This is a genomic window from Tistlia consotensis USBA 355, assembly GCF_900177295.1.
Classification (GTDB): Bacteria; Pseudomonadota; Alphaproteobacteria; order Kiloniellales; family DSM-21159; genus Tistlia; species Tistlia consotensis.
In genome coordinates, this window is sequence record NZ_FWZX01000002.1 from 118,107 (window position 1) to 138,583 (window position 20,477).

Annotated in this window: 23 protein-coding genes; 13 read left to right on the plus strand and 10 right to left on the minus strand. The window is 72.4% G+C overall.

What is annotated here, in order from left to right:
- The first annotated feature begins 37 nt into the window (after window positions 1–37).
- The 6 genes from B9O00_RS04135 to B9O00_RS04160 all read left to right on the plus strand — a co-directional run bounded on the left by B9O00_RS04135 (window position 38) and on the right by B9O00_RS04160 (window position 6,912).
- The gene (locus tag B9O00_RS04135) at window positions 38–982 is read left to right on the plus strand and encodes a hypothetical protein (protein ID WP_159460099.1); all 945 of its coding nucleotides are present in this window, start codon (window positions 38–40) and stop codon (window positions 980–982) included.
- A 280-nt stretch (window positions 983–1,262) separates the two neighbouring features.
- A complete protein-coding gene (locus B9O00_RS04140; RefSeq protein ID WP_143596138.1) occupies window positions 1,263–2,168 on the plus strand; it encodes an MlaA family lipoprotein in 906 nt (301 codons plus the stop codon).
- A gap of 34 nt (window positions 2,169–2,202) precedes the next feature.
- A complete protein-coding gene (locus tag B9O00_RS04145) occupies window positions 2,203–2,859 on the plus strand; it encodes an MlaC/ttg2D family ABC transporter substrate-binding protein (RefSeq protein ID WP_159460100.1) in 657 nt (218 codons plus the stop codon).
- A 147-nt stretch (window positions 2,860–3,006) separates the two neighbouring features.
- Entirely contained in the window at window positions 3,007–4,749 is a 1,743-nt protein-coding gene (locus B9O00_RS04150; RefSeq protein WP_085121184.1) for an IlvD/Edd family dehydratase, read from the plus strand.
- Window positions 4,750–4,838: 89 nt separating this feature from the next.
- Window positions 4,839–5,285 carry a sugar dehydrogenase complex small subunit gene (locus tag B9O00_RS04155; protein ID WP_085121185.1) on the plus strand — a complete coding sequence of 149 codons (447 nt, stop codon included), beginning with the start codon at window positions 4,839–4,841 and terminating at the stop codon, window positions 5,283–5,285.
- A 10-nt stretch (window positions 5,286–5,295) separates the two neighbouring features.
- Window positions 5,296–6,912, plus strand: a complete 1,617-nt coding sequence (locus B9O00_RS04160) for a GMC family oxidoreductase (protein ID WP_085121186.1) — start codon at window positions 5,296–5,298, stop codon at window positions 6,910–6,912.
- On the opposite strand, the gene B9O00_RS04165 is transcribed toward B9O00_RS04160, so the two are convergent.
- From B9O00_RS04165 to B9O00_RS04175, 3 genes are all read right to left on the minus strand, one after another.
- A complete protein-coding gene (locus B9O00_RS04165; protein ID WP_085121187.1) occupies window positions 6,909–7,343 on the minus strand; it encodes a RidA family protein in 435 nt (144 codons plus the stop codon). The two genes, B9O00_RS04160 and B9O00_RS04165, sit on opposite strands and share 4 nt — an antisense overlap.
- A gap of 16 nt (window positions 7,344–7,359) precedes the next feature.
- Window positions 7,360–7,866 (minus strand): ASCH domain-containing protein, encoded by a 507-nt coding sequence (locus B9O00_RS04170; protein WP_085121188.1) that lies wholly within the window; start codon window positions 7,864–7,866, stop codon window positions 7,360–7,362.
- Between the two features lie 182 nt (window positions 7,867–8,048).
- Window positions 8,049–10,082, minus strand: coding sequence for an oxidoreductase (locus B9O00_RS04175; RefSeq protein ID WP_085121189.1), 2,034 nt, complete (start codon window positions 10,080–10,082; stop codon window positions 8,049–8,051).
- A 155-nt stretch (window positions 10,083–10,237) separates the two neighbouring features.
- On the opposite strand from B9O00_RS04175, the gene B9O00_RS04180 reads away from it, so the two are divergent.
- The 5 genes from B9O00_RS04180 (at window position 10,238) to B9O00_RS04195 (ending at window position 13,324) form a co-directional block, all read left to right on the plus strand.
- Window positions 10,238–10,825: a YqaA family protein gene (locus B9O00_RS04180; protein ID WP_322111190.1), complete on the plus strand. Its 588-nt coding sequence runs from the start codon at window positions 10,238–10,240 to the stop codon at window positions 10,823–10,825.
- A gap of 18 nt (window positions 10,826–10,843) precedes the next feature.
- Entirely contained in the window at window positions 10,844–11,359 is a 516-nt protein-coding gene (locus B9O00_RS04185) for a disulfide bond formation protein B (RefSeq protein ID WP_085121190.1), read from the plus strand.
- Entirely contained in the window at window positions 11,356–11,952 is a 597-nt protein-coding gene (locus tag B9O00_RS04190; protein ID WP_085121191.1) for a demethoxyubiquinone hydroxylase family protein, read from the plus strand. The genes B9O00_RS04185 and B9O00_RS04190 overlap by 4 nt, the downstream gene beginning before the upstream one ends.
- 183 nt (window positions 11,953–12,135) lie before the next feature.
- Window positions 12,136–12,312: a hypothetical protein gene (locus B9O00_RS32985; RefSeq protein ID WP_159460101.1), complete on the plus strand. Its 177-nt coding sequence runs from the start codon at window positions 12,136–12,138 to the stop codon at window positions 12,310–12,312.
- 73 nt (window positions 12,313–12,385) lie between these two features.
- Window positions 12,386–13,324, plus strand: a complete 939-nt coding sequence (locus tag B9O00_RS04195; RefSeq protein WP_085121192.1) for an ornithine cyclodeaminase family protein — start codon at window positions 12,386–12,388, stop codon at window positions 13,322–13,324.
- A gap of 3 nt (window positions 13,325–13,327) precedes the next feature.
- On the opposite strand, the gene B9O00_RS04200 is transcribed toward B9O00_RS04195, so the two are convergent.
- The gene (locus B9O00_RS04200) at window positions 13,328–13,885 is read right to left on the minus strand and encodes an HNH endonuclease (protein ID WP_085121193.1); all 558 of its coding nucleotides are present in this window, start codon (window positions 13,883–13,885) and stop codon (window positions 13,328–13,330) included.
- Between the two features lie 261 nt (window positions 13,886–14,146).
- On the opposite strand from B9O00_RS04200, the gene B9O00_RS04205 reads away from it, so the two are divergent.
- Window positions 14,147–14,662 (plus strand): redoxin domain-containing protein, encoded by a 516-nt coding sequence (locus B9O00_RS04205; protein WP_085121194.1) that lies wholly within the window; start codon window positions 14,147–14,149, stop codon window positions 14,660–14,662.
- A 6-nt stretch (window positions 14,663–14,668) separates the two neighbouring features.
- Here B9O00_RS04205 and B9O00_RS04210 read toward each other — a convergent pair whose 3' ends face one another.
- Window positions 14,669–15,334, minus strand: a complete 666-nt coding sequence (locus tag B9O00_RS04210; protein ID WP_085121195.1) for an alpha/beta hydrolase — start codon at window positions 15,332–15,334, stop codon at window positions 14,669–14,671.
- Window positions 15,335–15,359: 25 nt separating this feature from the next.
- Window positions 15,360–16,052, minus strand: a complete 693-nt coding sequence (locus tag B9O00_RS04215; RefSeq protein ID WP_200808397.1) for a DNA-3-methyladenine glycosylase family protein — start codon at window positions 16,050–16,052, stop codon at window positions 15,360–15,362.
- 41 nt (window positions 16,053–16,093) lie between these two features.
- Between B9O00_RS04215 and gluQRS the strand changes: the two genes are divergently transcribed.
- The gene (gene gluQRS / locus B9O00_RS04220) at window positions 16,094–16,957 is read left to right on the plus strand and encodes a tRNA glutamyl-Q(34) synthetase GluQRS (RefSeq protein WP_085121196.1); all 864 of its coding nucleotides are present in this window, start codon (window positions 16,094–16,096) and stop codon (window positions 16,955–16,957) included.
- A gap of 19 nt (window positions 16,958–16,976) precedes the next feature.
- Here gluQRS and B9O00_RS04225 read toward each other — a convergent pair whose 3' ends face one another.
- The 4 genes from B9O00_RS04225 to B9O00_RS04240 form a co-directional block, all read right to left on the minus strand.
- Complete coding sequence (locus B9O00_RS04225) at window positions 16,977–17,885, minus strand: DUF4743 domain-containing protein (protein WP_085121197.1); 909 nt, start codon at window positions 17,883–17,885, stop codon at window positions 16,977–16,979.
- Between the two features lie 83 nt (window positions 17,886–17,968).
- Window positions 17,969–18,229, minus strand: coding sequence for an ACT-like domain-containing protein (locus B9O00_RS04230; protein WP_218822848.1), 261 nt, complete (start codon window positions 18,227–18,229; stop codon window positions 17,969–17,971).
- Between the two features lie 252 nt (window positions 18,230–18,481).
- Window positions 18,482–19,888, minus strand: a complete 1,407-nt coding sequence (locus B9O00_RS04235) for an MFS transporter (protein WP_085121199.1) — start codon at window positions 19,886–19,888, stop codon at window positions 18,482–18,484.
- A 107-nt stretch (window positions 19,889–19,995) separates the two neighbouring features.
- Window positions 19,996–20,457 carry a VOC family protein gene (locus tag B9O00_RS04240; RefSeq protein ID WP_085121200.1) on the minus strand — a complete coding sequence of 154 codons (462 nt, stop codon included), beginning with the start codon at window positions 20,455–20,457 and terminating at the stop codon, window positions 19,996–19,998.
- Between the last annotated feature and the right edge of the window lie 20 nt (window positions 20,458–20,477).

Consider the following 20,477-nt stretch of genomic DNA (forward strand, 5'->3'; position numbering starts at 1 on the left):
TTGCCGGGAAAACAACGACGAACGCGGACCTTCCTGCTTGCCCCTGCTCGCCTTCCTCGGTCGCCACGGAACCAGGGCCCTCTTCGCCGGCGTGTTCCTGGGCATTGCGCTGCCCGGTCTCGCGGCCCTGTTCCGGCCGCTGCTCGGCCCGGCCGTGGCGCTGCTGCTGCTGCTCGCCCTGCTGCGGGTCGACTGGCAGGCGATGGGTGCCGTGGTGCGCCGGCCCTGGCTGTGCGCGGCTCTCGTCGCCTGGATCCTGCTCGGCTCGCCGCTGGTCATGTGGGGCTGCCTGCAGCTGCTGGCCCTGCCGCAGCCGCTGACCGTCGCCCTGGTGCTGATGAGCGCGGCGCCGCCGATCGTCGGCGGCGCCGCCATCGCCATGCTGATCGGCCTCGACGGGGCGCTGGCCGTGGTCATCGCGCTGTTCTCGACGCTGCTGGCGCCGCTCAGCGTGCCGCCGTTGGCGCTGCTGCTGCTCGGGCTCGACCTCCAGATCGGCCTCTTCGCCTTCATGGGCCGGCTGGCGGCCATCGTCGCCCTGGCCTTCGCCGGGGCCTGGCTGCTGCGCCGCCTGGTCGGGCTGCCGCGACTCCGCAGCCTGTCCGGCCACATCGACGGCCTGGTCGTGCTGATCATGCTGGTCTTCGCCGTGGCGATCATGGACGGCGTCACCCGGACCCTGCTCGAGCGCCCCGGCACCGTCGCGCTCTGGCTGGCCGCCGCCTTCGTCGCCAATCCGGGGCTGCAGCTGATCGCCGCGCTGCTGTTCCGGCCGCTCGGCCTGCGGCGCGCGCTGACCGTCGGGCTGCTCGCCGGCAACTGCAACATGGGGCTGCTGCTGGCCGCCCTGCCGCCGGGCGCGGACTTCGACGTCGTGCTCTACTTCGCCCTGGCGCAGCTGCCGATGTACATGCTGCCGGCGCTCGCCCTGCCGCTCTATCGACGGCTTCTCGAGGCGCGCGGCGCCTCTACCGGAGGGTGAGGCGGCGATCATCGGCTCGCGAATTATCTGCGGCATTTCTGCCACAGACGGGGCGACGGCGGGGCGGCCGTTCCGTCACCTGACTGGTGTTCGGTGCGGTGCTATGATATCCGCAGTGCCGCTATGGGCAGGATGAGGGGCGCTTGCGAGAGCCGAGTCCGGCAACCGGCTAAGCAAGCTGACCTTAACGAATTTGGACGAGACTCCTGGTAGCGCAATACCGTCAGGCGAGTCGGCGGCTATGCGAGGATCGGGAGTGAGAAGACAGATCGGGATGGCCATGGTTTCTCTAGTCGACTTCGGCCGGCGCAAGTCCGGCCCGCGTGCCGGACGGTCCGCACTGGGGCTTGCGGCCGTGCTTTCGCTCGGCCTGCTCGCCGGTTGCGCCCAGCCGAACGCCGGCGCCCCGCAGATCGGCGCGTCCGGCGGCCTGATCGATGCCGCCCAGCCCGGCGACCAGCAGTTCGCCCAGAGCGACCTCTCGGACATCTATTCCGATGCGTCGCCCGGCGACATCTGGGACCCGCTCGAGCCGCTCAACCGCTTCATCTTCGCGATCAACGACGCGCTCGACACCTTCCTGATCAAGCCGATCGCCGTCACCTATCACTTCTGGACGCCGGCGGGCGTGCAGCACTCGGTGACCAACTTCGTGCGCAACCTCGGTGCGCCGGTGGTGCTGCTGAATGACGTGCTGCAGGGCGAGTGGGACCGCGCCGAGATGACGGCGGGCCGCTTCTTCATCAACTCGACCGCCGGCTTCGGCGGCCTGTTCGATGTCGCGACCGACTCGGGCTATCCCTATCACGACGAGGACTTCGGCCAGACGCTCGGCACCTACGGAGTCGGCCCGGGCCTCTACGTCGTGCTGCCGCTGTTCGGCCCCTCGAACGCGCGCGATGCCGTCGGCCTGCTGGTCGATTCCTACACCGATCCCTGGAACGACCTCGCCCGGGTCGAGGACAGCAACACCTTCCTCTACGGCCGCGCCGCCGTGACCGGCCTCGACCTGCGCGCCCGCAACATCGACTCGCTCGACGAGGTCAAGCGCGACGCGATCGACTACTACGCCCGCCTGCGCTCGCTCTACACGCAGCGCCGGGCGGACCAGATCCGCAATTCGTCGGATGCCGAGGACGCGGCCGGCACCGTGGTCTCGGACGCGGGCAAGAACAGCTCGCAGTGACACCTTTGTCAGGTCGTTCAAGAAGGGAGCTTTGATGCGAATCATGCTCACTCGGCTACGCCATGGGCTCTTCGGGCTCGCTGCCGGGCCGGCCCTGCTTCTGATCGCGGTGCTGGCGACGGCCCCGATCGCGCAGGCCGCGTCGAGCGCCGACCAGTTCCTGAAGCACTACGGCGAGGAGGTGCTGAAGCAGCTGACCCAGTCGGGGATCAGCGACGACGAGCGCAAGGCGCGCTTCGAGAAGCTGCTCGACGAGGGCTTCGACGTCCAGGCGATCGGCCAGTTCGTCGTCGCCCGCTACTGGCGCGCGGCCGACGATCAGCAGCGCGAGGCCTTCCTGAAGGTGTTCCGCGACTACCTGACCCAGCGCTTCCTGCCGCTGTTCAGCGACTACAAGGGCGAGTCCTTCGACACCCAGGCGCCCAAGCCGACCGACCGGCAGGGCCTGGTCTGGGTGCCGCTGAAGCTCGACCGCGCCGTCGGCGGCGAGCCGGTCAGGACCGAATGGCTGCTGCGCGCCACGGACGACAGCTACAAGATCCTCGACGTCAAGGCCGAGGGCACTTCGATGGCGATCACCCTGCGCGACGAGTACGCCAGCGTGATCCGGCGCGAGGGCAGCCTGGAAGGCCTGACCAAGGAGATCAAGCGCCTGCTCGACCAGGGCGCCTTCGTGCCCAAGAAGAGCTGAGCTCTCGACCCTTCCGGCCCGAGAAAGGCCCCGGTCGCCCGACCGGGGCCTTTTTTCATGCCTGCCGCGACCGCCGGGGCCGTTGCCCCCGGGCGGCCCGCCTGACAGCATCCCGACAAGAAGAAGCCGACCGGCGGGAGAGCGAACGTGAGCAGCAAGCGAGACGGCAGGACGGGCGGCTATCGCAGCGCCGAGTGGTTCGGGCCGCACGACGTTCACGGCGTGCGCCATCGCAACCTGATGAAGAACCAGGGCCTGCCGGACGACCTGTTCGACGGCCGGCCGGTAATCGGCATCTGCAACACCTACTCCGAGCTGACGCCCTGCAACGCCCACTTCCGGACCCTGGCCGACCGGGTCAAGCGCGGCGTCTGGGAGGCCGGGGGCTTCCCGCTGGAGTTCCCGGTGACCAGCCTCGGCGAGACGCTGATGCGGCCGACCGCCATGCTGTTCCGCAACCTGGCGGCGATCGACGTCGAGGAGTCGATCCGTGCCAACCCGGTCGACGGCGTCGTGCTGCTGGTCGGCTGCGACAAGACCACGCCGGCCCTGGTCATGGGCGCCGCCTCCTGCGACCTGCCGACCATCGCGGTCTCCGGCGGGCCGATGCTGAGCGGCCACTGGCGCGGCGAGACCATCGGCTCCGGCACGCACATCTGGAAGTTCGACGCGATGGTCAAGGCGGGCGAGATGACCACCGCCGACTTCCTGGAGGCCGAGGGCTCGATCGCCCGCTCGCCGGGCCACTGCATGACCATGGGCACGGCCTCCTCGATGGCCTCGATGGTCGAGTCGCTGGGCCTCGGCCTGCCGCAGAACGCGGCCATCCCGGCCGTCGATTCGCGGCGCAACGTGCTGGCCCACCTGGCCGGCCGGCGCATCGTCGAGATGGTCAGGCAGGACCTGCGCCTGTCGAAGATCCTGACCCGGGAGGCCTTCGAGAACGCGGTCCGCACCAATGGCGCGATCGGCGGCTCGACCAACGCCGTCGTGCACCTGCTGGCGATCGCCGGGCGCCTGAAGGTCGACTTCACGCTCGACGACTGGGACCGGCTCGGCCAGGGCGTGCCCTGCCTGCTGGACCTGATGCCCTCGGGCCGCTTCCTGATGGAGGACTTCTTCTACGCCGGCGGCCTGCCGGTCGTGCTGCGCCGGCTCGGCGAGGCGGGCCTGCTGAACCGCGACTGCGTCACCGCGAACGGCCGGAGCATCTGGCAGAACGTCGAGACGGCGCAATGCTGGAACGACGAGGTGATCCGGCCCTTCGACAAGCCGGCCAAGCCCCAGGGCGGCATCGCCGTGCTGCGCGGCTCGCTGGCGCCGGACGGCGCGGTCATCAAGCCCTCGGCGGCCTCGCCCGAGCTGATGCAGCATCGCGGCAGGGCCGTGGTCTTCGAGGACATCGAGGACTACCGGGCGCGCTGCGACGACCCCGACCTGCCGCTCGAGCCCGGCTCGATCCTGGTCCTGAAGAACTGCGGCCCGGTCGGCTATCCCGGCATGCCGGAGGTCGGCAACATGCGGCTGCCCGAGCGCATGCTGAAGGCCGGGGTGCGGGACATGGTGCGGATCTCCGACGCGCGGATGAGCGGCACGGCCTTCGGCACGGTGGTGCTGCACGCCGCCCCGGAGGCCGCCGTCGGCGGGCCGCTGGCGCTGGTCGAGACCGGCGACGAGATCGAGCTGGACGTCGCCGGCCGGCGCCTCGACCTGCTGGTCGGCGGGGAGGAGCTGGCGCGCCGCCGCGCCGCCTGGCGGCCCAGCCATCCGGTCGCCGACCGCGGCTGGGTCAGGCTCTACCAGGAGACGGTCAACCAGGCCGACAAGGGCGCCGACCTCGGCTTCCTGACCGGCGGCTCGGGCGCCCCGATCCCGCGCGAGAGCCACTGAACGGAGCGGCCGCGCACCGGGGTGTCGCACCGGGGCCTTGCGTCCGGCGCCGGTCTGGCGGTCTGATTGGGCGGGGAGGACGGCTCGACATGGCAGGGCATCGCACGACGTTTCCGGCCGTCCGGCTGTCGCGCCGCCGGCTGCTCGCCGGTGCCGCGGCGGCGGCCCTGCTCGGCAGCGGCCTGCGCCGGGCTGCGGCTGCGGACCACGCGCTGCCGGCCTTCATGAGGCTGAGCGAGGCCCTGACCGGGCGCCGCCGTCTCGATGCCGCCGCCGGTGCCCGCTATCTCGCGGCCCTGGGCGAGCGGCTCGACGCGGCGGCCTTGGCGCGGCTGCTCGCGGCGCCGCTGCCGGCAGACCTCTCGGCCGCCGCCGACCGCATCGTCGCGGACTGGTATTCGGGCGAGGCGCGGATCGACGGGTCGACGGTCTCGGTCGACTACGACGGCGCCCTGCTGTGGGATGCCCTGGACTTCACCAAGCCGCCCGGCCAGTGCGGCGGCGAGACCGGCTTCTGGGCCGATCCTCCGGCCTGAGGCGCGACCGATGACCGACAGCGAGACCGAGATCCTGATCGTCGGCGCCGGCGTCGCCGGGGCGCTGCTCGCCTGCGGCCTGGCGCGCAAGGGGCTCAAGGTCGTGCTGCTCGACGCCGGGCCGCGCATCGACCGGGGCGCGGCCGTCGAGCGGTTCCAGGCGGCCTGGCCCAAGGTGCCGGAGTGCGCCTATCCCAACCCGGACTTCAGCCCGCATCCGACGACCGACAAGCCCGACGGCTTCTTCGTCCAGGCCGGGCCCGAGACCTTCCGCTCGACCTACCTGAAGCAGGTCGGCGGCACGACTTGGCACTGGCTCGGCACCGCCGTCCGGCTGCTGCCCGACGACTTCAGGATGCGCAGCCGCTTCGGCCAGGGCGTCGACTGGCCGATCGGCTACCGCGAGCTCGAGCCCTGGTACGGCGCGGCGGAGCGCGAGCTCGGCGTCTCCGGCGACGACGCCGACGATCTCGGCTCGCCACGCTCGACCCCCTATCCCCTGCCGAGGATCCCGCAGTCCTACGTCGATCTCAGCTTCGCCAGGGCGCTGGACGGCTCGCTCTATCCGGTGCGCGCGACGCCGCAGGCGAGGCTGTCGCAGCCCCGCGGCCAGCGCCCCTCCTGCTGCGGCAGCGCCAGCTGCATCCCGGTCTGCCCCGTCCAGGCCAAGTACGACGCGACGGTGCACACCGACCTTGCCGAAAGCCTGGGCGTGACGCTGCTGCCGGAGACGGTCGCGACCTTCGTCGAGCTGGGCGACGACCGGCGGGTCCGCGCCGTCCGGTTCCGCCGGCCGGGCGGCAGCGCCGGGCGGATCGCGGCGAAGGTCGTGGTGCTCGCGGCCAACGCCGTGGAGACGCCCCGCCTGCTGCTCTCCTCGGCCTCGGAGTCGGCGCCGGCGGGCGTCGCCAACGGCTCGGACCAGGTCGGCCGCAACCTGATGGACCATCCGATCCAGCTCAGCTGGGCGCTGGCCAGGGAGCCGGTCTGGCCCTATCGGGGACCCGGCTCGACCTCGGGCATCGAGAGCCTGCGCGCCGCGCCCTGGCGCGATCGCAAGTCGGCCCTGCGCCTGGAGATCGGCAACGAGGGCTGGAGCTGGCCGACCGGCGCGCCGCAGTCGACGGCCCGCCGCCTCGCCGAGGCCGGCCTGCGCGGCGATGCGCTCGAGCGGGCGCTGCGCGACGAGACCTCGCGGCATGTCCGCCTCGCGGCCCTGACCGAGCAGCTGCCCCTGCCGGAGAACCGGATCACGCTCGATCCGCAGCGCCGCGACGGCGCCGGCATGCGGCGGCCGGTCGTCGCCTACCGCCTCGACGACTATACCCGGGACGGCCTCGCCGAGGCCCGGCGCGTCCACGACGAGATCTTCGCCAAGCTCGGCGCGAGCGGGGTGCAGCACGCGACGGACGCCCAGGGCGCCGGCCACATCCTGGGGACCGTGCGGATGGGCGGCGATCCGCGTGCCTCGGTCGTCGATGCCGGGCTGCGCGCCCACGAGCACCCCAACCTGTTCCTGGTCGGCGGCGGCGCCTTCCCGACCGTCGGCACCGGCAACCCGACCCTGACCATCGCGGCCCTGGCGCTGCGCGCCGTGGAGCCGATCGCGGCCTCGATCGCGGGCTAGCCGTGCATCGGCCGGGCCTCCGGCGGCCGCCGGAAGCGGTCGCGCGGGATCTCGGCGACGGCGGTGATCTCGACCAGCAGCTCCGGCCGATAGAGCCGGGCGACCTCGATGGTCGTGGTCACCGGGTAGGGCGGCGCGAAGAAGGCCTTGCGCACCGCGCCGCTCGTCATGAAGGCCTCGATGTCGGTCGTGTAGTGGACCAGCGAGACGACGTCCGACAGCCGGCCGCCGAGGCTCGCCAGCACGGTTTGGACATTCTCCAGCACCTGCCGGACCTGGGCCTGCATGTCGCCTTCGCCGACGACCGCGCCGGCGCGGTCGAGCGCGACCTGGCCCTTCAGGTGGACGACCTGCCCCTCGCCCTGGAGCACCGCCATCGAGAAGGCGCCGAACGGCGCCCAGACCTCGGGCGGGTCGTAGCTCTCGGCCATGGCTGCTTCCGCTCCCCTATCCGCCTCGGCCGGCCCGCGCCGGCGGATCGGCGATGTCGGGTGGCCAGACGACCGTGAATCGCTCGAACACCGTCGCGATGCCGTCGTGCATCTCGAAGCCCTCGCGCTCGCCCTGGCGCCTGAAGTAGCGCCGGTAGACGTCGAGCCACCAGGCCACGGTACCTTCTCCCTCGCCCTCGTCCAGCGCGAAGCGCTCGTCGACCGAATCGAGCCGGCCGACGCGGACCTCGGTGGTCCGCCAGATGCCGCAGGGGGCGCCGTTCTCGTCGATGACGACGACGTGCCCGCCGACCTCCGGCAGCGGGTCCTTGCCGGGACCGAAATCGCTGAACAGGCTGGCGATGGCACGCTTGCGGCCGATGGCGATCAGCGCCCAGAGCTCCGCGGAATCGTGCGGGGTGTCGGCCATGACGACGACGTCGTACCGGCTGCTCGCGGCGACTTCCGCCCGTTCGCAGTAGGCGCGCCAGAAGGCGTCTGTAAGCGGCGTCTTCTTCCCCATGCGCCTACCGTGGCCGCCTGATGTCGCGTGCAGCCGGGATGCGAGCAACGTCGGCGTCCCGCTACCGCCCCGGTCGGTCCGGGCGCGGCGGACGCCGGGGCTGGCCGACGGTAGCGACAGTACGAATCGACGGCAACCATAGCATGGGTGGGCGATCGCCACGACGGCCGCCGGCCATGGATTCAAGCGACGTCGCGCCGCCAGGGCCAGAGCGTCGAGGACTCGGCCTCCAGCTCGACCGCCGCCTTGTAGCCGCTGTAGACGGCGGCGGCGATGATGTTTGGCGCCTCGCAGTCGCCGATCCGCTGCAGGCCCTTCAGGCCCGGCGTCTCGCCGGCCTCCTGCAGGGCGGCCAGCTCCCGATAGAGCCCGTCGACCGGCTCGCGCCGGGTCAGCGGCAGCAGCCAGTCGGCGGCCAGGTCCTGGCGCTCGCCGGCGAACACGCAGGCGGTCGTGACGGCGCCGGGCGCGACCGCCTCCAGGCGCCGGTTGGTGACGATCCGGACGCCGGCCCGCAGCAGCCCGGCGTTGGTCGCCTGGGCCTCGCCGGTGTGGCCGCTCCAGTCGCCGGCGCGGCCGGCGGTGGTCACCAGGGTCACGGCATTGCCGCGGGCGCGCAGTGCCAGGGCCAGCACCGGGCCGAGGTAGTAGTGGTCGTCGTCGAAGATCACGGCGTGGCCGGGCGGCGTCTGCGCGCCGGACAGCAGGGCCTCGGCGGCGACGACGAGGGCGCCCTCCGGGACCTCCAGGGGCCGGTTCCGGCTGCGTCCGATGCCGTCGCTCGTCCAGCGCGCGCCGGTCGCGACCAGGATGTGGTCGGCCTCGACGGCCAGCGCGTCGGCGGCGGCCATCGGGCTCTCGCGGAACAGCGAGACGCCGGCCAGCTTCTCGATCTGGCCGACCCGCCAGTCGCGCACCCGGCCCCATTCGGCCAGGCCGGGCAGGCGGCTCTCGGCGGCGACCCGGCCGCCGAGCGTGCGGCTCGCCTCGGCCAGCAGCACCTCGAAGCCGCGCTCGCCCAGCACCCGCGCCGCCTCCAGCCCGGCCGGGCCGGCACCGACCACCAGCACCCGCTCGCGCCGCTTCGCGGGCGGCACGCGCTCGGGATGCCAGCCGCGCCGCCACTCCTCGCCCATGGTCGGGTTCTGGGTGCAGCGGATCGGCACGCCCAGGGTGTCGTGGGCATAGCAGACGTTGCAGCCGATGCACTCGCGGATGTCCTCGATCCGGCCGCTCTCTATCTTGCTCGGCAGGAAGGGATCGGCGATCGACGGGCGGGCGGCGCCGATCAGGTCCTGGGCGCCGCTGCGCAGGACCCGGGCCATGGTATCGGGCGAGGTGAAGCGGCCGACGGCGACGACCGGCTTGGTGGTCAGCGCCCTGGCGCGCGCCACGCTGGCCTCCAGGGCGCCCTGGGCGACGAAGCGCGAGCCGCCCATCTCGATGTCGTAGTCCCTGACCGTCAGGTCCCAGAGGTCGGGCAGCTCGGCCAGCAGGGCGAAGGCCTCGTAGCTCTCCGGCTCCTGGAGGTCGACGCTGAAGCGGGTCGCGACGGCGGCGCGGCCGGCGACCGCCTCGCGCGTCTCCTCGATCAGCTCGCGCACGATGCGCACGCGGTTCTCCAGCGAGCCGCCGTACTCGTCGCTCCGCCGGTTGGCGACGGGATCGAGGAACTCGGAGAGCAGGTAGCCGTGAGTCGCGTAGACGTAGACCAGGTCGAAGCCGGCCTCGACGGCGCGGCGGGCGGCCTCGACCTGCCAGCCCCGCAGCGCGCGGATGTCCGCCCTGTCGAGCAGGCGGCTCTGGCCGGGATGGGTCATCGCGGTGTTGGTCACCGGCCGGCTGGCGATGCCGCGGGTCGGCAGCCGGGTGTCGAAGTTGGCGACCGCGGCGCCGCCGTGCCAGAGCTCGACCCCGGCCAGGGCCCCCTGGGCGTGGATCGCCTCGGTGGTCAGGGCGTGGGCGCGGACGTCCTCGGGCCCCCAGAGCCGGGCGAAGGGATAGTGGCCGTCGTCGGAGCTCGGGTGCACCGAGCAGTACTCCGTGCAGACGACGCCCCAGCCGCCCTCGGCCTTCATGGCGCGCATCGCCGCCTGGGTGCGCGGCCGCTGCCAGCCCATGCCGCTGCAGTGCGGCACCTGGTAGAAGCGGTTGCGCGTGGTGACCGGGCCCAGGCGCAGCGGTTCGAACAGGAGGTCGTAGCTGGCGGGACGCATCGGCTCCGGTCCGGTGGGGCGCGAAGGGACGCGGCAGCCTAGCGCGCCGGCCCGGCGCCGGTGAAGCGCGCGGTCGCACGGCGCAGATGACGACGCCGGCGCGAGCCATTAGGCTGCCGCGCCATGAGCGATTCGCCCCCCTGCCGCGCCCCCCGATGAGCCTGCTGCACCGCCTCTACGACTGGACCCTGCGCCAGGCCGGGGCCCGGCACGCCCTGCCGACCCTGTTCGGCGTCGCCTTCATCGAGTCCTCGATCTTCCCGATCCCGCCGGACGTGCTGATCCTGCCGATGGTGCTGGCCCGGCGCGAGCGCGCCTGGATCGTCGCCCTGGTGGCGACCCTCGGCTCGGTGCTCGGCGGCCTCGCCGGCTATGCCATCGGCTACTTCCTCTACGAGACGGTCGGCCGGCAGATCCTCGACTTCTACGGCTACAGCGCGCAGTTCAAGGAGTTCACGGCCTACTACAACGAGTGGGGCGCCTGGATCGTCGCCGGCGCCGGCTTCACGCCCTTTCCCTTCAAGGTGATCACCATCGCCAGCGGCGTCACGCGGCTGGACGTCCTGGTCTTCCTGACCGCCTCGGTGCTGTCGCGCGGCGGCCGCTTCTTCCTGATCGCGGCCCTGCTGTGGCGCTTCGGTGCGCCGATCAAGCGCTTCGTCGAGGCCTATCTGCCGCAGCTGACCTTCCTGTTCTTCCTGCTGCTGATCGGCGGTTTCGTCGCCCTCAAGTACCTGTTCTAGGCCGCGAAGCCGTCCCATATGAGCGCCATGCGGAAGCTGCTGACAGACCATCCCTTCCTGGCCCCGCTGATCGGCGTGCTGGCCGGCCCGGCGGCCCTGGCCCTGGCGCTGGTCGGGCAGTACGGCTTCGGCCTGCAGCCCTGCGTGCTCTGTCTCTGGCAGCGCTGGGCGCTCGGCATCTCGGCCGCGCTGGCGCTGCCGGGCCTGGCCGCCGGCGGCAGCCTCCGCCGGCTCTCGCTGGCCGCCTCGGGCCTCGGCTACCTGGCGACCGCCGGCATCGCCGTCTTCCACACCGGGGTCGAGCGCCATTGGTGGCAGGGCACGGCGGAGTGCCACCAGCCGACCCTGCAGAGCGCGCTGACGGTCGACCAGCTGCGCGACACCCTGATGGGCACCGGGCTCGGCTCCTGCGACCAGATCCCCTGGTCGCTGTTCGGCCTGTCGATGGCCAACTACGACGTGCTCTACAGCGGTGCTGTCGCCCTGCTGCTGCTCGCCGCCGCCCTCTGGCTGCGCCGCGAGGCCGCGCGATGACCCGCCGCCACGCTCCGGATCCCGACGATCTCGCGCCGCCGAAGCGCCGACGGCGGCGGCTGCCCGGCGATCCGCCGGCCGAGGCCTCGGTCGCGCGCATGCTGCGCGTCGACCAGGCCGGCGAGTACGGCGCCCGGCGCATCTACGAGGGCCAGCTCGCCGTGCTCGGCCGCAGCAAGGCCGGCCCGACGATCCGCCACATGTACGAGCAGGAGCGCGAGCATCTCGCGACCTTCGACGGCCTGCTGCCCGAGCGCCGGGTGCGCCCGACCCTGCTCTCGCCGTTCTGGCACATGGCCGGCTTCGCGCTCGGCGCGGCGACCGCGCTGATGGGCGAGCGCGCCGCCATGGCCTGCACCGTCGCGGTCGAGGAGACCATCGACCGCCACTACGCCGGCCAGGCCGAGGTGCTGGAGACCCGGCCTGAGGAGGCCGGCCTGCGCGACACGATCGAGCGCTTCCGCGCCGAGGAGCTGGAGCACCGCGACATCGGCCTGGCGCACGAGGCCGAGCAGGCTCCCGCCTATCCTCTGCTCTCGGCGGCGATCAAGGCCGGTTCGCGCGCGGCGATCTGGCTCAGCGAGCGCTTCTAGGGCCTGGCGGATCGCGCCCTGGGACGGCAGCCCACAGGGACGGCGGGCAGTCCGGGAGCATTTGCGTCGAATTGATGCCAACTTCCTGGAAACTAACGGAAAATTAATCCCGTTCCGTAACCGAATCTTGGCTTTTCGGGCTTACATGGGTAGGGGACAACCCCTGTCTCGAAAGCCACGGCCATGTCCGCGCTGTCGTTCAAAGGCCAGTTGCATCCCCCGGCCTGGTGGCCGGAGGTCAAGCGCGTCGCTGCCCGCGTCATCCTCGGTCCCGACCAGTCTCCGCCGAAGGCGCCGCTGCCCGACACCGTCGAGCAGGCCCGCGAGGGCAAGATCTCCGACTGGCTGAGGATGGACTGAGCCGGGCTTGACGCCGGTGCCGGCCGGAGGCTTGCATGCCCGTCCTTCCAGACGGCCATGAGGTGCTCCGCCCGTGACTCCCTTCATCCGCAAAGAAGACGCCGCCGGCAAGCTGAGCTGGGGGGCCGTCGCCGATGCCCTCGAGGCCGGCCACCGGCTGCCCAAGGCCCGCTTGCGCGACGTGTTGGTCGAGGGCGGCCGGACCACCATGCTGAACCGAACGGCCTGGATCGAGGGCCTCGGCTTCGCGGTCAAGGCGGTCACGGTGGTTCCGGAGAACGCCGCCCGGGGCCTGCCGACCGTGCAGGGTGCCGTGCTGGTCTTCGGCGACCTCGAGGGCGAGCTGGAGGCGGTGATCGACGGCGTGCTGGTCACCGACTGGAAGACCGCCTCGGACTCGGTGCTCGGCGCCCGCCTGCTGGCCCGCCCGGACAGCCGCCGGCTGCTGGTCGTCGGCGCCGGCACGGTCGCCGGCAACCTGGTGCGCGCCTATTCGGAGGTTTTCCCCGGGCTCGAGGAGATCGCGCTCTGGAACCGCACCGCCGCTCGGGCGCAGGCGCTGGCCGGGGAGCTGGCCGCCGAGGGGCTGTCCGTGACGCTGGCCGAAGATCTCGCCGAAGCGGCGGGGCAGGCCGACATCGTCGCCTGCGCGACCATGGCAAGGTCGCCGGTGCTGCAGGGCGACTGGATCCGGCCTGGCACCCACGTCGACCTGGTCGGCGCCTACAAGGCGGACATGCGCGAGGCCGACGACGCGCTGCTCGCCAAGGCGCGGCTCTTCGTCGACAGCCGCGACACGACGATCGGCCACATCGGCGAGCTGATGATTCCGCTGGCGTCGGGCGTGATCGTCGAGAGCGACGTGCTGGCCGACCTCTACGAGCTGGCCGCGGGGCGGGCCGGACGCCGAGACCCGGCGGAGATCACGCTCTTCAAGAACGGCGGCGGCGCGCACCTGGACCTGATGACCGCCAAGGCCATCCTGCGCGCCGTACAGGAGGCCGGCTCCTGAACCTCAGGATTCCAGCTCGCTGTCCCAGTAGAGGAAGTCGTTCCAGCTGTCGTGCAGGTAGTTCGGCGGGAAGGCCCGGCCGTTCTCCTGCAGCCGGTAGGTCGAGGGCATGTCCGGCGGCTCGAGCGGCAGCATGTGGCAGTCGCGCGGCATGCGGTTGCCCTTGCGCAGGTTGCAGGTCTGGCAGGCCGTGACGACGTTCTGCCAGGTCGTGCGGCCGCCGCGCGAGCGCGGCACGACGTGGTCGAAGGTCAGGTCCTCGGAAGGGTAGCCCTCGCCGCAGTACTGGCACTGGAAGCGGTCGCGCAGGAACACGTTGAACCGGGTGAAGGCCGGCCGCCGGTCCATCGTGACGTATTCCTTGAGCGCGATGACGCTCGGCAGCTTCATCGAGAAGCTCGGCGAGTGGATCACGCGGTCGTACTGGGAGATCACGTTGACCCGGTCGAGGAACACCGCCTTGATCGTGTCCTGCCAGGCCCAGAGGGACAGCGGAAAGTAGCTCAGCGGACGGAAGTCCGCATTCAAGACCAGAGCGGGAAAACTCTCTCCGGATCCCAAGTGACCGTCTCCCTTTACTGAGCTCTTACGACTCGAAGACCGTTCAAGGTTGGCTGCTGGATAGCGTGGCTCCGTCTAGAACACAAGATCTTGTGCGCCGCAGCGCGGCAAACTTCACCATACTGTCATAGCCTGTCCCGGCCTGCCAGATGGCCGATCACGATTCGGTGCGCCGGGGGCGCGCCGCCAGACCTTTCCCCCTATCTCTCGGGACGGCGCCGGCAACGGAAGCCGGCCGAATGGCACGCAGGAGGAGACAGCATGTCCGACAAGCCCAAGGCGGGAGACGTCACCCCGGCAATAACCCTGCCGCTGGTCGGCGGCGGCGAGGCCAGCCTCGGCGGCCGCGGCCGCTGGCAGCTCGCGGTCGTCTACCGCGGCAAGCACTGCCCGCTGTGCCGCCGCTATCTCGGCCGGCTCGGCGAGCTGAGCGAGCGCTTCGCGGCGCTCGACACCGAGATCCTGCTGCTGTCGGGCGACCCCGAGGAGAAGGCCGCCGCCACGAAGGAGGAATGGCAGGTCGGCCTGCCGATCGCCTATGGCCTCACGGTCGAGCAGATGGGCACGCTGGGGCTCTACGTCTCGGCGCCGCGCAGCGAGCAGGAGACCGACCGCCCCTTCGCCGAGCCCGGCCTCTTCGTGACCAACCCGGAGGGCCGCCTGCAGGTCGTCGACATCTCCAACGCGCCCTTCGCCCGCCCGGACCTGGAGACCCTGGCCAACGGCCTCGCCTTCGTCCAGCAGAAGGACTACCCGATCCGCGGCACCCTGGGGTGAGGGCGGTCAGCCCTCCGCGAAGCGCTCCGTCAGGAAGCCGATCGCGGCCCTGAGCCCCGCCTCGTCGATCGAGTGGGCGAGGCCGGGGCGCGAGAGCGTCTCGACCGGCACGTCGAGCGCCGTCAGGCCCTGCTCGGCGGCGGCCAGGGCCTGGAAGGGCACGACCGGGTCGGCCTCGCCGTGGACCAGCAGCACCGGCGGCCGGCTGGCGATCTCCTTCGTCAGGCGCAGCGGCTCGACCAGGGCGCCGGAGAAGCCGACGATGCCGGCGACCGGCTCGGGCCGCCTCAGGGCCGTGTGCAGCGCCATCATGGTGCCCTGGGAGAAGCCGACCAGGGCCAGCTCGGCGGCGGTCAGGCCGAGGCGGTCGAGCTCGGCGTCGAGGAAGCGGTCGATCGGGCCGCGGGCGCCTTCGGCCCCCCAGTAGAGCTGCTCCGGATCGCGGATCTGCAGGCTGAACCACTGGTAGCCCATCGGCCCCATGTCGCAGGGGAAGGGCGCGTCGGGGGCGGCGAAGGCGGCCTCGGGCAGCGCCTGGGCGAGATAGGGCGCGAGGCCGATCAGGTCCTCGCCGTCGGCGCCCAGGCCGTGCAGCAGCACGACGAGCTGGCGGGCGGGACCGCCGCTGGCGGGCTCCAGGCGCGGTCCGTCGAGTCCGATCGGCAGGTTCATGGTGTCTCCCGTGATGGCTGGTGGGTCAGGGCAGGATGTCGGCGGATCCGGGGGCGCTCCCGGGGGCGCTCCCGGGGGCGCTCCCGGGGGCGCTCCCTGAGATGGCCCCGTGGGTGCGATAGTGCCAGAGCAGGCGCGCCCCGACCGCGCGATAGGGCTGCCAGGGCCCGGCCAGCCGCCGCATCGTCCCGGCGTCCGGGCGCTCGGGCAGGCGCTTGAGCTTGTGCATGCCCATCATCAGGCCGACGTCGTCGGCCGGGAAGACGTCGGGGCGGCCGAGCGAGAACAGCAGGTAGACCTCGGCGGACCAGCGGCCGAGGCCCTTGACCGCCGTGACCGCGGCGACCGCCGCCTCGTCGTCGAGACTCTCCAGGTGCGGCACGCCGAGCGCCCCGGACAGCAGGGTCTCGGCCAGCGAGCGGGCATAGCGCACCTTCTGGCGCGACAGGCCGGCGGCGCGCAGCGCCTCGTCGTCGAGCTCCTGCAGGCGCTCCGGCACCAGCGGATCGCAGGCGGCCTCCAGCCGGCCCCAGATCGCCGCGGCCGAGGCCAGCGAGACCTGCTGGGCGACGATGACCCGGAGCAGGGTCGCGAAGCCGGGCGGGCGGTAGCGCAGGGGCGGCGGGCCGACCTCCTCCAGCGCCCGGGCGCAGTCGGGGTCGAGGCGGCCGAGCGCCTGCAGCGCGCCGGGCAGGCTTTCCTCGTCGATTCGCAGCACGGGCTGGACAATAGCCGAGCGGAAAGCTACCGCCAGCCCCCATGCTCGAGACCACGCCCCCCGAGACCACGAGGTTCGCGCCCTCGCCGACGGGGCTGCTGCACCTGGGCCATGCCCACTCGGCGCTCTTCGCCGCGCGAGCTGCCGGCCCGACCGGCCCGGGGGGCGGCCGCTTCCTGCTGCGCATCGAGGACATCGACCGGGCGCGCTGCCGGCCCCTGTTCGAGGCGGCGATCCTGGAGGACCTGGCCTGGCTCGGCCTCCGGTGGGAGCAGCCGGTGCGCCGCCAGTCCGACCACCTGGACGACTACGCCGCCGCCCTGGCCCGACTGGAGGGCGCGGGCCTGCTCTATCCCTGCTTCTGCACGCGGCGCGAGATCGCCGAGGAGATCGCGCGCAGCGCCCGCGCGCCGCACGGCCCCGAGGGCCCGCTCTATCCGGGCACCTGCCGCCGCCTCGACCCGGCCGAGCGGGCGGCACGGCGCGCGGCCGGCGAGGGCTTCGCGCTCAGGCTCGACGTCGAGGCGGCGGTGCGGCGCACGGGCCCCCTGACCTGGCACGACGCTGCGAAGGGCGAGATCCGCGCCGCGCCCGAGAGCCTGGGCGACGTCGTGCTGGCGCGCCGCGACATCGGCACCAGCTACCACCTCGCCGTGACGGTCGACGACGCGCTGCAGGGCGTGACCCTGGTGACCCGTGGCGAGGACCTGTTCCACGCGACCCACGTCCACCGCCTGCTGCAGGCCCTGCTCGACCTGCCGGTGCCGCGCTGGCACCACCACGGCCTGCTCGCCGACGAGACCGGCAGGCGCCTCGCCAAGCGCCACGACGCCCTGGCCGTCGCGGCGCTGCGGGAAGCCGGCAAGACGCCCCAGGAAGTGCGGGCGATGGCGGGGTTCGGCTGACCGCCTTCCCAACCCCCTGTCAGCCGCCCGCCGGCAGGCTCCAGTAGCGCGATTCCTCCTCGCGGCTGAGGCGCAGGGACTGGATCAGCTGCTGGTAGTCGGACTGCAGGCCCGGCACGACGAAGGACTGGCGCAGCGCGAAGTCGAGCAGGATCAGGGCGGCGCGGCTGGCGAAGTCCTCGGTCTCGCGCAGGGTCGCCAGGACCTGGTCCATGGCCATCTGGTCGTAGGTCACGCGCTGGCCCTGGTCGAAGGGCTTGAAGCCGCGGGCCGGGCCGTAGTCGACGACGAACCAGGCCTCGTTGGCCAGGCGCTCGCCCGGCAGCGGGTGGATGTAGCTGACCAGGCTGGTCCACTTGGCGTAGAGGCCGAGGTTCTGGCCCGAGATCCCGGCCAGGCCCGCGGCCTGGTCCGCCAGGGTCTGGGCCAGGGTGGCGCCGCCCGGCACGGTGACGTCGATCGTCACGTCCAGCTTGACGTCCGATTTGCCCGAAGCGTCGGACGTCGCGGTCTTGGGTCTCGACAGCCAGACCGTCGTGCCGGCCGGCTTCAGCTCGTAGCCGACCACGCCGATGCCGAAGACCCGCCCGCCGAACGAGGGCAGGGCGCCGCTGTCGACATGGGCGAGCGCGGAATCGCCCCAGTAGCGGACCAGCGGCAGCAGCTGCCCGCTCGCCTTGAAGCGGCCCTCCTGGGCGCCCTGCGTGACGACCTGGGCCAGCGCCTGGCTGCGCTCGCCCACGGTCGCCAGTGCCGGCTTCAGCCAGATCGCCCCGCCGCGCTGCTCGAAGTCGGTCTTGAAGGTCGCCAGCAGCCACTGGCCGAAGCTCTGCCCGAGCTGGCCGACGACGCGGCCCTCGACGACGAAGGGCGTGTAGAGCTCCGGGGTCCAGACGGTACAGGACCGGACCCGGTCGAGCAGGCTCATGGCCCCGGTTCCTCGATCCTGCGGCAGGCGGGCGGCCTGCCGTCAGGACGCGGGGGCGGTGCGGCTTGTGAGCGGAGCTGCCCTTACCTGAAGCGCTTCTCGGAGGTCAGCACGGTCTCGACCCCGGGGATCTGGCGCAGGCAGCGGGCGATGTAGTCGCCGAGCTCGACGGTCAGCTCGGCGACCTGGATGTCGATCGCGAGGCTGGCCGAATCGCGGCCGTGCGAGGGCGCCAGGCGGTCGCTGTGCCAGCGCAGCGGCACGAGGCTGCGCTTGGCGAAGAGCTCGAGCACCCGCGGCAGGATGCCGGGCTCGGCGGCGGCGGCGACGGAAAAGCAGAACACGGGGCTGCGCTCGGGCGCGCGCTCCGACATTCGGCCGGCAGCGGCGGCGGGGGCAGTGGCGACGGGGGCAGCGGAACGGGGATTAGTCGACATGAGACGCGGTCTCCGGACGAGGCAGGGCAGACGAACAGGCACGACCCGGCAGCCCAACGGCCGCCGGGTGGCTAATTCGAATGCTCGGGCTCATCCGAAGATGCGTCATGGCCGGGAGCTTAGGGGGCGGCGGGCTGGCCGGTCAAGGCGGCGTGCGACTCACTCGCCCGGCTGCAGGGAGACGCCGTCCATCAGGCGCAGGGCGCTGACGCAGGCCGCCACCGCGGCGAAGCCGGCGGCCATGACCAGGGCGGCCGGCGGCCCCTCGGCGAAGACGCCGAAGGCGAAGGCGACCAGGGCGGCGCCGGAGGTCTGGCCGAGCAGCCGCGCCGTGCCGAGCATGCCGCTGGCGCCGCCGGCGCGGTGGCGCGGCGCCGAGCCGATCAGCGCCCGGTTGTTCGGCGTCTGGAAGAGGCTGAAGCCGAAGCCGCAGAGCGCCATGCGCAGGGCGATCTCCAGGTTGGTCGGCTCGGCCGGCAGCAGGGCGAGCAGGGCGAGGCCGGTCGCCAGGATCGCGAGCCCGAGGCTGCACAGCAGGCCGGGCGGATAGCGGTCGGCCAGGCGTCCGGCGACCGGCGCCATCAGGGCGGTCGCCAGCGGCCAGGGGGTCAGCAGCAGGCCGGTCTCGACCGGCGAGCGGCCGAGCAGGTTCTGCAGGTAGAAGGGCAGCGAGACGAAGGACAGCATCTGCGCGGCGAAGGAGCAGATCGAGGTTCCGACCGAGAGCGCAAAGAGCGGGATGCGCAGCAGGTCGACCGGCAGCAGCGGCGAGGTCTGCGTCAGCTGCCGGCGCACCAGCAGGAAGCCGAACAGCAGGGCGCCGCCGAACTCGGCGGCGATGAGCGGCGGGCTCTCGCCGTGGCCGAGCCCGTCGATGCCGACGATCAGCAGGCCGAAGGTCAGCGCGCTCAGCAGCGCGCTCAGCACGTCGAAGCCGTGCGCCGCGCGCGGGGTCACCGGCAGGCTGCGGGCGCCGGCCAGGGTCAGCAGGCCGAGCGGCACGTTGATCGCGAACAGCCAGGGCCAGTGCGCGACCGAGAGGATCGCCGCGGCGACGCTCGGCCCGGTCGCCGCCGAGACCGCGACGACCATGGCGTTGAGGCCGAGGCCGCGGCCGAACAGCCGGCGTGGATAGATGAAGCGCAGCAGCGCCGAGTTGACGCTCATCAGGCCGGCCGCGCCGAAGCCCTGGATGCTGCGCGCGACGGTCAGCTCGGTCAGCGTGCTCGACTGGGCGCAGGCCAGCGAGGCCAGGGTGAAGAGCACGACGCCGCAGACGTAGACCCGGCGGTAGCCGAAGATCTCGCCGAGCGAGGCGAAGGGCAGCAGCGAGACGATGATGCTCAGCTGGTAGGCGTTGACTACCCAGATCGAGTCCGCCGGGTTCGCGGCGACGTCGCGCGCGATGGTCGGCAGCGCGACGTTGGCGATCGAACCGTCGAGCACCGCCATGGTCAGGGCGAGGCCCATGGTGAGCATCGCCCAGTAGCGGCGCGGGACGGGCAGGCCGTCGGTTTCGATTGGCTGCTGGTTCGACAAGAGCGCTCGATCGAGGGGAAAGCTCATCCCGACCTAGTGGCTTGCGGCGCCGGGCGCCAGACCCATCGTCCGCGAGGCTGCCTTGAGCGACGTGCAGGGATGGCGCGGCAGGCTGGGACGGCACGGCGCCGGCATCAGCCGCTCCCGTCGGTCAGCGGACGCTCGCCCAGGCTCTCGGCGACCATGACCAGGTAGCCGTCGGGGTCGAGCACGAAGATCTCGCGCGCACCGCCCTCGCGGTCGCCGTGCCGCCGCCAGACCTCGCGGGGGCCCGCGTAGAGCGGCCAGCCGGCGGCCGCCAGCGCCTCGGCGACCGGCGCCAGGCTGTCGACGTAGAGCTGAAACATGACGCCGCGGCCGTGCGGGCGCTCCAGGGCCGCGGTCTCCCACCGGCCGTTGCGCCGGCACAGCATGATCTGCGCGCCCTCCGGCCGCTCCAGATAGACGAAGCCCTCCTCGGGTCGCCGGTAGGCGACCGCGAAGCCGAGCAGCGCCGTCCAGAAATGCAGGCTGGTCTCGACATCCCCGACGACCAGCTCGCAGACGAGCCTGGCCCAGCCGGTCTTCGGCGGCGCGCCGAACACCTCGTCGCTCATCCCGTCCTCCGGCTCGCCTC